Source organism: Streptomyces sp. NPDC001933 (assembly GCF_042890955.1).
Taxonomy (GTDB): domain Bacteria; phylum Actinomycetota; class Actinomycetes; order Streptomycetales; family Streptomycetaceae; genus Streptomyces.
Genome location: NZ_JBIASS010000002.1, coordinates 1 through 13,710 on the forward strand (window position 1 = coordinate 1; position 13,710 = coordinate 13,710).

The window sequence follows — 13,710 nt, forward strand, 5'->3', positions numbered from 1 at the left end:
GAACTTCGCGCTGATCGAGGCGCTCGCGGACTCGCTGGGTGCGGCCGTGGGTGCCTCGCGTGCGGCGGTGGACGCGGGCTGGTACCCGCATTCCAACCAGGTCGGCCAGACCGGCAAGTCCGTGTCCCCGCAGCTGTACATCGCGTCGGGGATCTCGGGTGCGATCCAGCACCGGGCCGGGATGCAGACCTCGAAGACGATCGTCGCAATCAACAAGGACGCCGAGGCCCCGATCTTCGACCTCGTGGACTACGGCGTCGTCGGCGACCTCTTCCAGGTCGTTCCCCAGCTCACCGACGAGGTCAAGTCCCGCAAGGGCTGACCCCGGCCAGGCCGGAACACCCCCCATCCAACGGTCCGGGGCCGTGTGGTGCACACGCACCACACGGCCCCGGACCGTTTCCGCCTGCCGTCGCGAGCGGCAGCGCGGTTGGAGTAAAAGCGTGGCAAAACGCGCTCGTCAAGCGGCTGCCCGGACCGTCTGGGCGATCCTTTTCGGACTTTCCCGCCCACCGGGCCCTCCCGGCGCCGGAAGCCTCGCGACCGCCCCTATGCTCTACACGTCTGTAGAGCACGGGAGCCCCCCTCGGTGTTTCCCGTGCTCCCTCGTACCCCTCGTACGCACGTAAGGGAGTGGACGCCGCCATGGTGTTCAAACGACTGCTCGGCTCGCTCGGTGTGGGCGGCCCAACCGTCGACACCGTCCTCACCACCGGGGCGATCGCTCCCGGCGGCCACCTGTCCGGCCAGGTCCATCTCAGGGGTGGCAGCGCCGACTTCGACATCGACCACATCGCGCTGGAGCTCGTCGCGCAGGTGGAGGCAGAGCGCGAGGAGGGAGAGGACGAGCGCTTCGTGGCCTTCGAGCGCTTCACCGTCGGCGGCGGCTTCCGGCTCGCCGAGGGTGAGCTGCTCAGCCTGCCGTTCACGGTCACGCTGCCGTGGGAGACGCCGATCACCGAGCTGTACGGGCAGAACCTCGGCATCGTGCTCGGCGTGCACACGGAGCTGTCGGTCGCCGGGGCCAAGGACAACGGTGATCTCGACCGGCTCGCCGTGAGCCCGCTGCCGGTGCAGGAGGCGATCCTCGAAGCGTTCGGACAGCTCGGCTTCGGCTTCCGGTCCGCGGATCTGGAGTACGGCCGCATCGGCGGCACCGGCCAGCAACTCCCCTTCTACCAGGAGATCGAGCTGACCCCGCCGCCGCAGTACGCTCACGCGGTCGACGAGATCGAGGTGACCTTCCTCGCCACCGCGGGCGGCATGGAGGTGGTCCTTGAGGCGGACAGGCGTGCCGGGCTGTTCTCCGACGGGCACGACGCTCTCACCCGGTTCACGGTCGCGCACGACGGAATCCACCATCAGGACTGGCGGGCGCTCGTCGAAGGCTGGCTCCAGCAGTTGATCGAGCACCGGTCGGCGTACGCGGCGGGTTCCGCGTACGGGCACGGCGACCCGTACGCCGGGCACCACGGCAACGGTCACGGCCACCACGAGGACCGCCATCACAATGACGGTCACCGCTCCGGACCGGGCCTGGGAACGGCCGTCGCGGTGGGTGCGGCCGGCCTCGCGGTCGGCGTAGTCGGGGGCATGGTCGCCGCCGAAGTCGTGGACGAGGCAGGGGACTTCCTCGAGGGCGACAACGACGACGCCGGCGATGACGAGGGCGGTGACGACTGATGTTCGGAATCAGCGAGATCGCGATCATCCTGATCGTGGTGATAGTCCTTCTGGGCGCCAAGCGCCTCCCCGATCTGGCCCGTTCCGCGGGCAAGTCGGCCCGGATCCTCAAGGCCGAGGCGAAGGCCATGGAGGAGACGAAGGGCGCCGAAGGTGAAGCGGGGGCGCCCCGCGTCATCCGCGGCGAGACCGTCGGCCGTCAGGACGCCGGGGTCCCGGAACCGGATACGGGGCAGCAGCCCCGGGGCAGGGCGTAGGACCGCCGGTCCGGCCGGCACCCGGGCCCATCAGAGCGTGCACGCCTGGGAGATCGACAGGCTGTTCTCGTACAGATGGAGCCGGGTGATCCGGCCGCCCTCGGCGGTGAGGCGCAGCGCGAAGGGGCCCTCGAAGGACTTTCCGGTCGCACGGACGGTACCCGCGAGATGCCCCATCAGGACGGCGTCGGTTCCGTCGACGAGGAGGGTGTCGATGGACACACGGGCGTCCTCCGGCACGGTGTGATCGGCCAACTCCTCGAACTGGGCGGCGCATTCGGCGGCGGTGGAGCGGGGCCGGATCCAGGGCACCGCGGGGTTCTCGGCGAGCAGCCAGTCGACGTCGTCGGCGAAGAGCGCGGTGAGCCCTTCGGTGTCCCCCGCGATGCGGAGGTCGAGGAACTTCTGAACGGTGGCGCGGGTGGCGTCCGCCGTATCGGTGGGCTTCATGTGCCCCAGCCTGCCAAGGCACTGACGGAGCGTCGATTACTTCGGAGGTAAGTGCGGGCGGAGCTGCCGCAGTCGCGGGGTGTGGCCCGATCGCCGCTGCCCCGCTCCCGCGGCGCCGACTGCTGTCCGTCCGCGAATCCCACCCGATTCAACTCAATCTGAAGCGATCAGCAAGACCGGCCTTCGCTCACGCCAAAGCCGGTCTTGCGGCTGGGCGGCGAAGGAGTGCGGCGCGGCAGGGTGTTGAGCAGAAGCGTGCCGCGGCCGTCCGCCTCGAAGCGGGCGGCGTCGTCGGCCTCGATCCGGCTCAGAAGCTGTCCGGCGGGCAGCAGTCGGTCATCGGAGAGTTCTTTCAGCAGCCGGGGCAGGTCGGGGTAGGCGGCGGCGAGACGGCCCGAGCGGAAAAGGGACCGCAGCTCCGCCGCCTCGGTGGGCCCGGTGGTCGTGGTGGTGGACACACTCAGACCCCTTCCAGGGCGAAGCCGGACCTGATCCACTTGCTGGACTCGACAGCGATGCCGACGGCACGGCGGCCCCGTCCCCGTCCCCAAAGAGCACCGCGTTGACGAGCTCCTCCGGCCGCAGACTCATCAGGTCGGCGTCCAGGTCGAAGAACTGGGCACACACGTCGCCGCCGAGCACCAGTGCGTTGGTGTGCCCGGCCGACTGCAGCATCCGACGGCCGATGTCCAGTGCCTGCACGGCGACACAACAGCCGGACTGCAGTTGATAGGTCGGTACGTCGTTGATGCCGAGGCGGTCGGCGACGAGATTGACGGTGGCCGGCATCAGCTGGTCGGGGGCGGCGGTTCCCATGACCAGCACGTCAATCTCACCGGGCTCAAGCCCGGCCGCGGCCGGCGCGCGGCGAGAGGCGGACGGGCGGTGGGCCGGCCGGTTCCCGGCTCCCATGGCTCGCCCGATCCGGAAACGGTGCCGGGGCCGCGGCATGCCGGCAGGGCACGGTCTAAAGTGCGATGCACAGTATGTGCGCTTCTGCCCCATGTCGGAGCAACAGACGCAGGGGCCACGCCGCACCCCGGAAGGGAACGAAACCGTGCATGGCGAGTACAAGGTGCCCGGCGGCAAGCTTGTCGTCGTGGATCTGGACATCGAGGAAGGCGTGCTGCGCAACGTGCGCGTCGCCGGGGACTTCTTCCTGGAGCCCGACGAGGCGATCCTCTCGATCAACAAGGCCCTGGAGGGTGCCCCGTCCTCGACGGACGCCGCGGGGTTGGCGGCCCGGATCACGGCGGGTCTGCCGGAGTCGACGGTCATGCTCGGACTGAGCGCGGAGGGCGTCGGCACCGCTGTTCGGCGAGCGCTGGCCCGTGCGACCGAGTGGAGCGACTACGACTGGCAGCTGGTGCACACCGAACCACAGGCCCCGGCCCTGCACATGGCACTGGATGAGGTCCTCACCACCGAGGTGGCCGCCGGACGGCGGGCTCCCACGCTGCGGGTCTGGGAATGGGCCTCGCCCGCCGTGGTCATCGGCAGCTTCCAGTCGCTGCGCAACGAGGTGGACCCCGAAGGGGCGGCGAAGCACGGCATGACCGTGGTGCGCCGTATTTCCGGTGGCGGGGCCATGTTCGTGGAGCCCATGAGCACGATCACCTACTCCCTGTCCGTACCGGAGTCGCTGGTCTCCGGGCTGTCGTTCGCCGACAGCTACGCCTACCTCGACGACTGGGTGCTGGGCGCACTCGGCGACATGGGCATCAAGGCCTGGTACCAGCCGCTCAACGACATCGCCACCGAGGCCGGAAAGATCGCCGGCGCCGCCCAGAAGCGGATCGTCGGCCCAGACGGTGGCCCCGGAGCCGTCCTGCACCACGTGACGATGTCGTACGACATCGACGCGGACAAGATGCTGGAGGTGCTGCGGATCGGCAGGGAGAAGATGTCCGACAAGGGCACCAAGAGCGCCAAGAAGCGCGTCGACCCGCTCCGCCGTCAGACCGGCCTCGCGCGGGAGCAGGTGATCGAGAACATGATCGCGTCCTTCCGCGACCGCTACGGGCTGACCGCGGGTGCGGTCACAGCGGAGGAGATGGCCCGTGCGCAGGAGCTGGTGCGGACGAAGTTCGGCACCGGGGAATGGACCGCCCGGGTGCCGTGAGACCTGTCGCGGTCCCGGGTTCCCGTCATCGGCGGTGCCGGCCTGGGCAGTTCCTGCCCGGTGTCAGGTTCCCGGCGTCGGCAGTTCCTGCTCAGTCCAGATGATCTTGCCGTCGGCCGTGTAGCGGGTACCCCAGCGCCGGGTGAGCTGGGCGACGAGGAAGAGCCCGCGACCGCCCTCGTCCGTGGTGCGGGCGTGCCTGAGCCTGGGCGAGGTATTGCTGGTGTCGGCGACCTCGCAGATCAGGACGGACTGGCGCAGCAGCCGGATCCGGATCGGCCCGCTGGCGTAGCGCACCGCGTTGGTGACCAGTTCGCTGACGATCAGCTCGGTCGTCATCTCCAGCTCCTCCAGGCCCCAGGCGCTCAGCTGGCGGGCGGTCCGGGCCCGGACACCGGCAACGACGGCCGGCTCGGCGGGCACTTCCCAGGAGGCGATGTGATCCGCGCTCAGCTCGTGGGTACGGGCGAGCAGCAGGGCCACGTCGTCGGGCTGGGGCACCGGGACCAGCTGTTCCACGACCGCCGCGCACAGGGCGTCGAGCGGAAGTCCGCGCTGTGCCAGGGCGCCGCCGAGGCGGGACATGCCGAGTTCGGGGTCCTGGTCCCTGCCTTCGATCAGGCCGTTGGTGTAGAGGCCGATCAGGCTTCCCTCGGGCAGTTCGGTCTCCGCTGTCTCGAAGGGCAGCCCGCCCAGGCCCAGGGGTGGTCCTGCGGGCAGTTCGAGGAAGGTGATGCGGCCGTCCGGGGCTACGACGACGGGTGGTGGGTGGCCGGCGCGTGCCATGGTGCAGCGCTGGGTGACCGGGTCGTAGACCGCGTAGAGGCAGGTGGCTCCGAGTACGGGTGTGTCCTGCTCCCCGCTCTCTGGTTCCTCGTCGCTCAGCCGGAGCACGAGGTCGTCGAGGTGGGCGAGGAGTTCGTCGGGCGGCAGGTCCATGTCGGCGAGGGTGTGCACCGCGGTGCGGAGCCGGCCCATGGTGGCCGCGGCGGCGATGCCGTGGCCGACGACGTCGCCGACGACGAGGGCGACCCGGGCGCCGGACAGCGGGATCACGTCGAACCAGTCGCCGCCGACACCGTCCTTGGCGTCCGCCGGGAGGTAGGAGGAGGCCACGTCCAGGGTCATTCCGCCGGGCAGTGTGTGCGGGAGCAGGCTGCGCTGGAGGGTCAGCGCGGCAGCGTGCTCATGGGTGTAGCGGCGGGCGTTGTCCACGCACACGGCGGCCCTCGCCACCATCTCGCGCGCCAGAAGTACATCCTCCGGTTCGAAGGGAGCGGGGTTCACCGACCGTACGAAGGTGGTCAGGCCCAGCACGGTGTCACGGGCCCGCATGGGTACGCAGATGACGGAATGGAGTCCGTACTCGCGGATGCTCGCCGACCTGGCGGGCTGTTCGGCCGTCCACAGATGGTTGTCGGGGTCGAGGACCGGGATGAGGAGGGGTTCGCCGTCCATGAGGTACCGCATGTCGTGGGGCGGGGGCACGAAGTCCACCGGGTCCCCGACCTGGCGGATCGCCTCAGGACAGCCCTCGCGCACCGAGCTCATCCCGGCGCGGCGCATCCTCGGCCGGGACGAGGCGGCGAAGGCACCCGACCGGACCAGCTCCGCACCGGACAGCCTCGTGCCCAGCGGCCACGGGCCGGGCGCGCCGGGGTTGGTGACCGGCTCCAGCAGGTCGACCATCACGAAGTCGGCGAATCGCGGCACCGCGAAGTCGGCCAGTTCCTGAGCCGTACGCATCACGTCCAGGGTGGAACCGATGCTGGCTCCGGCGTCGTTGACCAGGGCCAGCCGCTGCTGGGCGTTCCACCGGTCGGTGACGTCCAGGACCATGTAGCAGACGCCGGTGACCACGCCCTCGTTGTCGGTCAGCGGGAGGTACGACGTGGAGTAGGCGCGTCTGCGGCGCGGATCGGCCCAGGTCCAGCCCAGGTACTCGTAGTCGATGACCGGAACCCCGGTGTCCAGCACACCGCGCATCAGCGTCTCGATGGCCTCGGTCTCCAGCCCCGGGAGCACCTCGCTGAGCCGGTGGCCCACCCGATGCTCGCGCGGGACGCCGCCGAAGCGTTCCAGGGTGTCGTTCATCCAGACGTAGCGCAGATCCGGGTCCATCACCGCCATGCCGATCGGTGAACCGGACAGGAAGGCGTCCAGCACGGACTGCCCGACCGTCCACTCCGGCCGCCGTTCGCTTCCGGAGACCAGGAAGCACTCACGGCCATCCAGGTGAAACGCGGCCGAGACCCGCAGGTCCACCTCGATCCGGCTGCCGTCGCGCCGCCGCACGTCCGCGACGCCGCGCCATCCCACGCCCGCCCGGCAGCGCTCGGCGATCCCCGCCACCCGTACCGGATCCTCGGGCATGGCGAGCAGGAAGCCGGCGGACCGCCCGACCACCTCGGCGGCCCGGTAGCCCAGCAGCTCCTGCGCGCTGTGCGTCCAGCCGACGACCGTTCCGCTGCCGGCGACCACCGCGGTCGCGTCGTTCGCCATGTCGTGGGAGTGCCGGGGTGTGCGGGGCGGCGAGGGTTCGCCGGGCTCCGGCTTCGGGCCTGCACACGCCATACCTGACACCACCCATCCGCTCCTTGTCCATGATCCCGCCTCCCGCGCTCAGGTGCGAGCGACAACGGGGAGGGCCGCGGCCGGGCGGGGGCAGGAGGCGGTCAGCGCACCGTGCCCGGCCCGGACCGGGCGGGCGGGGCCGGGGGCCGGTGCTCGTACCAGCGCCGGTCGGCCTCCAGCTGGGCGGCGAGGGAGATCAGGCGTTCCTCACTGCGGGACGGGCCGAGCAGCTGTGCCCCGACGGGCAGCCCGTCGGCGGTGAACCCGGCCGGGACGCTGATGCCGGGCCAGCCCAGCACGTTCCAGGGCCAGGCGTACGGGCATGCCTCGGTCATCGCCAGATCGGTGCGCCAGGCGCTCAGCCCGTCGAAACGGCCGATCGGTGGCGGCGGCAGGGCCGTCGTCGGGGTGAGCAGCACGTCATACCCGGCGCCGGCCCGGGACGGGCGGAAGAACTCGCCGATCCTGCGGTGCTGGCGCACCTCGCGCTCCCTGGCGGCCCGCACCACCCGGCCGCCGAGCCGGGTGCCGGTGCGCAGCGCGCTGCGGGTGCGCGGGTCGAGGAGTGCGGGGTCGGGGTGGCGGGCGGCGAGTTCGGCGATCCCCGCGGTGGCGCGGGGGACGAACCCGAGGCCGATCAGCCCGTACCGGGGCCTGGCCTCCTCGACGTCGTGCCCCAGGCGGGCGAGGGCCTCGGCCAGTTCGAGGACGGTCCGGCGCACATCGGGGTGGGGTGCGGAGCCGGTGAGGGTGAGCGGGGGGCGCCAGGCGAGGGCGATGCGCAGCCGGCCGGGGTCGCGGCGGGCGGCGGCCGCGGCGGCGACGGGCGGCGGCCGGTGCTGGTCGTCGGGGTGGGCACCGGCGACCGCGTCGAGCAGCAGTGCGGCGTCGGCGACGGTCCTGGCCAGCGGTCCGTTGACGGTCAGGCCCTGGAAGGCGTCGGTGTGCGGGTGGCCGGAGACCCGGCCGCGCTGGGGTTTGATGCCGACGAGATGGGTCCAGGCCGCCGGGATGCGTACGGACCCCGCGCCGTCCGAGCCGAGCGCGGCGGGCACCAGGCCGGCCGCGACCGCGGCTGCGGAGCCACCGGACGAGCCGCCGGGGGTGTGGCCGGTGTGCCACGGGTTGCGGGTGGCGCCGAAGGCGGGGCCCTCGGTGAACGGCCACTGGCCCAGCTCGCAGGAGTTGGTCTTCCCGACGATCACCGCGCCGGCCGCCCGCAGCCGGCGCACGGCCTCGCTGTCCGTGGTCGCGGCCGGCAGATCGCCGTCGCAGCCGAAGTAGGTCGGCATCCCGGCGACGTCCGTGTCGTCCTTGACGGCGACCGGTACGCCGAGCAACGGCAGCCGCTCCCCCGCCGCGAGCCGGCGGTCGGCCTCGGCGGCCTCGGCGAGCGCGGCCTCGGGACGCAGGTGCCGGAAGGCGTTGAGGGTGCCCTGGCTCGCTTCGATGCGGCGCAGCGCGGCGGACACCTGCTCGGCCGAGGTGGTGCGGCCCTCGGCCAGCTCCCGTGCGCTGTCGGCCAGTCCGGCCGGGCCGGCCGGGCCGGTGGTTTCCACCGCTTCCGTTGAGGACATGGGCTGACCGCCTTCCTCGTGTCGGAGGACACCCGCGCAGGGCCGGTGCGCCGCGCGCCTGGTACTCCCGAACGAACTTACCGGAGGGTAACGAGGAATGAGCGGTCCGCTCAACCGTTCGGTGGAAAGCGGCCCGAGGCTCGTCCCACGCGCGCTCGGGGAGTGCCCGGTCGCATCCGGGGAGTGTCAGTGCCGCTTGCTACGTTCTGCAGCGGAAGAGAACAGCGAAAAAGTACTGCTGGAGGGCGCGTGGAAGCGGAGTTCGAGGGCGAGTTCGAGACGCATCTGACGGTGCGTCTCGATCCCCGCGCCGACGACGGGACGGGGGACGCGCGGGAGGCCGACCGGCTGGGGCGCTGGGCGGAGCTCAACGGCCTGAAGCTCACCCGTATCCTCCTGGACCGCGGTGCCACGCCCGATCAGCCCATGCTGACCGAACGGGGACGGGGATCGCTCTCCGGGCAGCGGGCCGCCGCCGGCCTCCGGTCGGCCGAGCTGCGCGCCGCGGGTTTCGCCGTCATACGCGTGAAGATCGAGGCCGCTCCGTGGAACGAGAACATACCGCAAACGGCCGACGAGGCCGCCGCGCTCTCTCCCGACTGCCACTTCGAGCATCACGTCAAGCTGCTGCTGACCGGTGAGCCGCAGCTCGCCGTCGCTCGGGCGGTGGCCGGGCGGCACGGCGCGCGCCTGTCGCGCAATGCCCGCCGCACCACCGGTCCCGGACGCCACGAGCGGTTCGTCACGCAGCGCTGCCACGCGGTGGGCCGCCCGGAAGCGAGGGCGGAGCTCGACGCGCTGCTGGGCGGGCTGGCCGCCGCCGGACTCGAAGTGCTGGAGGTCGAGGAGGAGTTCGTGGTGCACGACGACCATCCGGCGGTGGACGCGGGCTGGCTGGACGCGCGGGCCGGGGTCTCGCTGTGAGCGCGGACCACCGCCCCTTCCCCGGGGAACCGGAGTACGACGACCCGTCGCTCGCGCCGCGCTGGCGGGCCGCCCGGCGCGCCGTCCAGGACCATCTGCTGCGCGTGATAGCCGAGTCGCCCTGGGGCGACGGTCTGGTCCTGCGCGGCAGCGTCCCGCTCCAGGCGTGGGTGGGCGCGGCCGCGCGGGAGCCGGCCGACCTGGACTGGATCGTGCTGGAGCCGTCGGAGGACGACTTCGTCGACGGCCTCGATCCCTACCCTTACGTCAACTCGATAGAGGCCGTCCAGCAGTGGCCGGAGGCCGCGCACGGCGCGGCCGCTCCCGAGCTGCTGACGGACGGCGAGTGCCATGACACCGGTGGCGCCCGGCCGGTACCGGCGCCGGAGGGACTGCACTGGATCGAGGCCGAGGAGAAGGATCCCCCGGCCTCCCCCGCCGAGGAGGTCGTGGCCGCCCTGGCAGCCGGTCCGCAGCTGCCCGAGGGGATTCGCATCGATCCGCTCCGGGTGCAGCCGGACGCCACATGGATGTACCGGACGTACGAGACGCCCGGGGTACGTGTCGTCGTCCCCTGGGAGGCCGACGGGCTGCCGCCGGGCGAGTTGCGGATGGACTTCGCCCAGGACGAACGGCTCCCCCAGGCCCCGGGGTGGACGGCCTGCCCGCGCGGCGACGGCGGGCCCCCGACGCCCGTCCGCACCGCGAGCCCGGGGCTCTCGCTCGCCTGGAAGCTGCTGTGGCTCGCCGAGGACCAGGAGGCGGAGGGCCGGTCGGGGGCCAAGGACCTGTACGACGCGGTGCTGCTCGCGGAGCACCACGCCACCCGTCTGTCGCCCCGCCTGCTGCGCACGGTCCTGGGGCCGCACGCGCCGGGATTCACGCCCGGGGCGGTGCTGGACTGGTTGGTGGACTGGTCCGCGTTCCACGCCGGGCATCCGTGGGTGGAAGGCGGACCGGACCATCTGCGTGAGCGGCTGGCCACCGCACTGCCACGGCTGCTGGAGCAGAGCGTTCCGTAGCACCGCGGTGGCCCGTGGCGCCGCAGCGGCCGCACCGGCGGATTCGCCGGTGCGGCCTGCGCGGCCTACGGCTGGACGGTGATCTCGCCGATGCCGGTGCCGAGGCCGGCACAGTGCGCGGTGGACTGACCGGACTGCCCGGGGTTGAGGGTGACGTGCTCGCCGTCCACGTCCGGGGACCAGCCGCAGACCAGGTGCACCCAGAAGGTCTGCGTCGTACTGCCGTCGTTGCGGCACAGCGCGAAGCCCGTGTAGTCGTCGATCTCGTGCTTGCCGGTGTCGCAGGACAGACCGGGCGGCGTCGCCGCGGACGGCACGGCGGTGACGGCCGTGGCAGCCGTGGCGGGAACGGCGAGCGCGGTGGCAGCCCCGGCCACGACGACTCCCCTGAGCACGACCCTGGACACACTCCCCATCGACAGCTTCATGTCTGACTGTTCCTCCTCGCTGGTGGTGAACTCGGTGCCCCGACACCGTCCCCCACCCTCCATGGCCCAAAACGAGGCAAAACCTCACACTGTGTATGTGTCGCTTGCGTCCTCGGGAGTGCGCTCCGCCGCGCGACCGCATCCGCCCCGGCGTACGCTCGGAAGGGTCGTATGGCAATCGGATGGCACCTGTACGGGCCCTATGGGCACTACCAGGGAGGCGACGTGACCGGTCGACACAGGGGCACACGCCGGGCCGCCTGGGCGGCGGCCGTCGTGCTGGGAATCACCGGCGGAAGCGTCCTGGGCAGCGGTGCGGCGCAGGCGGACAACGGCATCGACGAACTCTCCGCGCAGCAGATCGCGGACCGTTCCCGTGACGCCCTCCTGAGCGCCCATTCCCTGCACCTGAGCGCCCGCGGCGAGCTGGAGGACGACATCCCGCCGATGACTCTGGAGCTCACCCTGGACCGGGACGGCAACTGCAACGGTTCGGTGGATCTGGGCCGGAGCCAGGGGTCGGTCCAGATCGTGAAGCGCGGTGACGACGTCTGGGTCAAGCCGGATGCGAACTTCTGGAAGAACCAGGTCCCGGGCGGTGGTTCGGCCTTCGCCGCGATCCTGAACGGGCGATACATGAAGGGGTCGGCCGACGACCCGCGGCTGCGCGATCTGGCGAACGGCTGCGATCTGGACACGTTCCGGAAGCTGATCAGCGACAACGCGGACAACGACCGGGGCACGCTGAACAAGGGCCACAAGACCACGCTCGACGGGGCTCCGGTGGTGCCGGTGACCAGGGTGCGGGACGACCGGACGGTGACCACGTACGTCGCGGCCACCGGCAAGCCGTACCCCGTGAAGATCACCGTTCAGGGCGGCGGGGCGGACGCGGTCGTGGGCTTCTCGGCCTTCGACAAGCCGGTGCCCACGACCACGCCGCCGCCGGACCAGACGTACGACATCAGCGCCCTGCTGGGCCGTACGTCCTCGCCGGTGTGACGCCGGACCGCCCGCTGAGCACCACGTACAGCACGAGCGACGAGGCGAGCCCGACCGCCCAGCCGTAGTCCGCGAGCGGTTTCAGGAACGGGATCAGGCCGTCGGCCGGGAACGGGCCCGCCCCGGGGGCGGAATGGGATCCCCCGATCGCGAGGACGCCGCCGACGGCGAACGCCACGACCGCCCGCCAGTTCCAGCCGTTCGTGTACCAGTAGCGGCCGCCGGGGCGGTAGAGGTCCGCGAGGTCGAGCACAGTGCGGCGGACGATCCAGTAGTCGGCGATCAGGATGCCCGCGACCGTGCCGAGCAGTCCGCCGACCAGCCCGAGCCAGGTGAAGATGTACAGCTCGGGGGTCTCGGTGAGCTTCCACGGCATGATGAGGACGCCGACGACGCCCGTGATCAGTGCGCCGGTACGGAAGTTGATGAACCGGGGCGCGAGGTTCGCCAGGTCGTACGCGGGTGACACGACGTTGGCCGCGATGTTCACGGAGACCGTCGCGACCAGCACCGTCACCAGGGCGTAGAGCAGCCCGAAGACGTTGTCGGTCCGCGCCACGAGCTGGACCGGGTCCCAGATGGCTTCCCCGTACACCGCCTGTGATCCGGAGGTGACCAGGACCGAGAGCAGGGCGAACAGCGTCATCGTGGTCGGCAGGCCGAGCGACTGGCCCCGGATCTGGGCGCGTTGGCCGGCCCCGAAGCGGGTGAAGTCGGGGATGTTCAGCGAGAGCGTGGCCCAGAAGGCGATCATGCCCATCAGTGAGGGAAAGAAGACCGGCCAGAACTCCTTGCCCCAGCCGAGCTCCGACGGCTGGTCGAGCAGCGGGCCGAAGCCGCCGGCCTTGACGGCTACCCAGACCAGCAGCACGACGGCACCGACGATGACGAACGGTGCCGCCCAGTTCTCGAACCGCCGCAGGGCGTCCATCCCCCGGTAGATGATGGCGAGTTCGAGCGCCCAGAAGAGGACGAAGCAGAGCCAGAGCGTCCACGGCTGGCCGCCGATCTCGGACGCCTTCGCCCAGCCGCCGAAGATCTTCCCCAGCAGGGTGAAGATGCCGACGCCGCCGATCCAGGTCTGGATGCCGAACCAGGCACAGGCCACCGCGGCCCGGATCAGGGCGGGCAGATTGGCGCCGCGCAGCCCGAAGGAGGCGCGGGCCAGCACTGGGAAGGGGATCCCGTACTTGGGGCCGGCGTGTCCGGTGAGCAGCATGGGTCCGAGCACGATCAGGTTGGCCAGCGCGATGGTGAGAACGGCCTGTTTCCAGTCCATGCCGAGGGCCACCAGGCCGGAGGCGAGCAGCCAGGACGGAATGTTGTGGGCCATGCCCACCCAGAGCGCGGTGAAGTTGTACGTCGTCCAGCGGCGCCGTTCCAGCGGCACGGGCAACAGGTCCTCGTTGACGAACCGGTTGTCGGTGGGAACGGCGCCGGGCGCGAGTTCGACGCGGCCCGAGGGGTCGGGTATCGGGTCCTGCGGTGGAACGGGTGATACCGGTGGGACGGACGAGGTCATGGCGGCTGGACCCTTCGCTCGGGAACGGTGCCGTGCGGGGCGGGGTGCGAAAACGGCGAGAAGCAGCGGGAAACAGCGGGAAGCGGCGGTACGGGGACGGGGGTGCGGACAGCGTGGGGAGTACGCCGGAGCGGGACGGCGGGAGAGCG

The 13,710-nt window shown here is 71.5% G+C and carries 13 protein-coding genes and 1 pseudogene; 7 read left to right on the forward strand and 7 right to left on the reverse strand.

What is annotated here, in order from left to right; translation table 11 throughout:
• From ACFYY7_RS04940 to ACFYY7_RS04950, 3 genes are all read left to right on the forward strand, one after another.
• Positions 1–322: electron transfer flavoprotein subunit alpha/FixB family protein (locus ACFYY7_RS04940; RefSeq protein ID WP_388657149.1), on the forward strand; the 322-nt coding region annotated here is incomplete at its 5' end.
• 323 nt (positions 323–645) lie between these two features.
• A complete protein-coding gene (locus ACFYY7_RS04945; RefSeq protein WP_388657151.1) occupies positions 646–1,683 on the forward strand; it encodes a sporulation protein in 1,038 nt (345 codons plus the stop codon).
• Positions 1,683–1,940: a twin-arginine translocase TatA/TatE family subunit gene (locus ACFYY7_RS04950; RefSeq protein ID WP_388657154.1), complete on the forward strand. Its 258-nt coding sequence runs from the start codon at positions 1,683–1,685 to the stop codon at positions 1,938–1,940. Before ACFYY7_RS04945 ends, ACFYY7_RS04950 begins: the two co-directional genes overlap by 1 nt.
• Positions 1,941–1,970: 30 nt before the next feature.
• Here the strand turns inward: ACFYY7_RS04950 and ACFYY7_RS04955 are convergent, their stop codons facing one another.
• The 3 genes and pseudogenes from ACFYY7_RS04955 to ACFYY7_RS04965 form a co-directional block, all read right to left on the reverse strand.
• A complete protein-coding gene (locus ACFYY7_RS04955) occupies positions 1,971–2,390 on the reverse strand; it encodes a nuclear transport factor 2 family protein (RefSeq protein WP_388657157.1) in 420 nt (139 codons plus the stop codon).
• A 167-nt stretch (positions 2,391–2,557) separates the two neighbouring features.
• Positions 2,558–2,848 (reverse strand): hypothetical protein, encoded by a 291-nt coding sequence (locus tag ACFYY7_RS04960; protein WP_388658434.1) that lies wholly within the window; start codon positions 2,846–2,848, stop codon positions 2,558–2,560.
• A 67-nt stretch (positions 2,849–2,915) separates the two neighbouring features.
• Positions 2,916–3,503: pseudogene (locus tag ACFYY7_RS04965) on the reverse strand (hypothetical protein); the annotation flags it as partial.
• Between ACFYY7_RS04965 and ACFYY7_RS04970 the strand changes: the two are divergent.
• Positions 3,448–4,512: a biotin/lipoate A/B protein ligase family protein gene (locus tag ACFYY7_RS04970; protein ID WP_388657160.1), complete on the forward strand. Its 1,065-nt coding sequence runs from the start codon at positions 3,448–3,450 to the stop codon at positions 4,510–4,512. The pseudogene ACFYY7_RS04965 and the gene ACFYY7_RS04970 overlap by 56 nt on opposite strands.
• A gap of 63 nt (positions 4,513–4,575) precedes the next feature.
• Here ACFYY7_RS04970 and ACFYY7_RS04975 read toward each other — a convergent pair whose 3' ends face one another.
• Together ACFYY7_RS04975 and ACFYY7_RS04980 are read right to left on the reverse strand one after the other, a co-directional pair.
• Positions 4,576–7,086: a SpoIIE family protein phosphatase gene (locus ACFYY7_RS04975; protein WP_388658360.1), complete on the reverse strand. Its 2,511-nt coding sequence runs from the start codon at positions 7,084–7,086 to the stop codon at positions 4,576–4,578.
• A 101-nt stretch (positions 7,087–7,187) separates the two neighbouring features.
• Positions 7,188–8,663, reverse strand: coding sequence for an amidase (locus ACFYY7_RS04980; RefSeq protein ID WP_388657162.1), 1,476 nt, complete (start codon positions 8,661–8,663; stop codon positions 7,188–7,190).
• 249 nt (positions 8,664–8,912) lie between these two features.
• Between ACFYY7_RS04980 and ACFYY7_RS04985 the strand changes: the two genes are divergently transcribed.
• Together ACFYY7_RS04985 and ACFYY7_RS04990 are read left to right on the forward strand one after the other, a co-directional pair.
• Entirely contained in the window at positions 8,913–9,587 is a 675-nt protein-coding gene (locus ACFYY7_RS04985; protein ID WP_388657165.1) for a hypothetical protein, read from the forward strand.
• Positions 9,584–10,609, forward strand: a complete 1,026-nt coding sequence (locus tag ACFYY7_RS04990; protein WP_388657168.1) for a nucleotidyl transferase AbiEii/AbiGii toxin family protein — start codon at positions 9,584–9,586, stop codon at positions 10,607–10,609. Before ACFYY7_RS04985 ends, ACFYY7_RS04990 begins: the two co-directional genes overlap by 4 nt.
• Before the next feature lie 65 nt (positions 10,610–10,674).
• Here ACFYY7_RS04990 and ACFYY7_RS04995 read toward each other — a convergent pair whose 3' ends face one another.
• Positions 10,675–11,037, reverse strand: coding sequence for a hypothetical protein (locus tag ACFYY7_RS04995; RefSeq protein WP_388657171.1), 363 nt, complete (start codon positions 11,035–11,037; stop codon positions 10,675–10,677).
• Positions 11,038–11,262: 225 nt separating this feature from the next.
• Here ACFYY7_RS04995 and ACFYY7_RS05000 point away from each other — a divergent pair, with 225 nt between their 5' ends.
• Positions 11,263–12,039 carry a hypothetical protein gene (locus ACFYY7_RS05000; RefSeq protein ID WP_388657173.1) on the forward strand — a complete coding sequence of 259 codons (777 nt, stop codon included), beginning with the start codon at positions 11,263–11,265 and terminating at the stop codon, positions 12,037–12,039.
• On the opposite strand, the gene ACFYY7_RS05005 is transcribed toward ACFYY7_RS05000, so the two are convergent.
• Positions 12,002–13,561, reverse strand: coding sequence for an NCS1 family nucleobase:cation symporter-1 (locus tag ACFYY7_RS05005; RefSeq protein WP_388657176.1), 1,560 nt, complete (start codon positions 13,559–13,561; stop codon positions 12,002–12,004). The two genes, ACFYY7_RS05000 and ACFYY7_RS05005, sit on opposite strands and share 38 nt — an antisense overlap.
• Positions 13,562–13,710 lie beyond the last annotated feature (149 nt).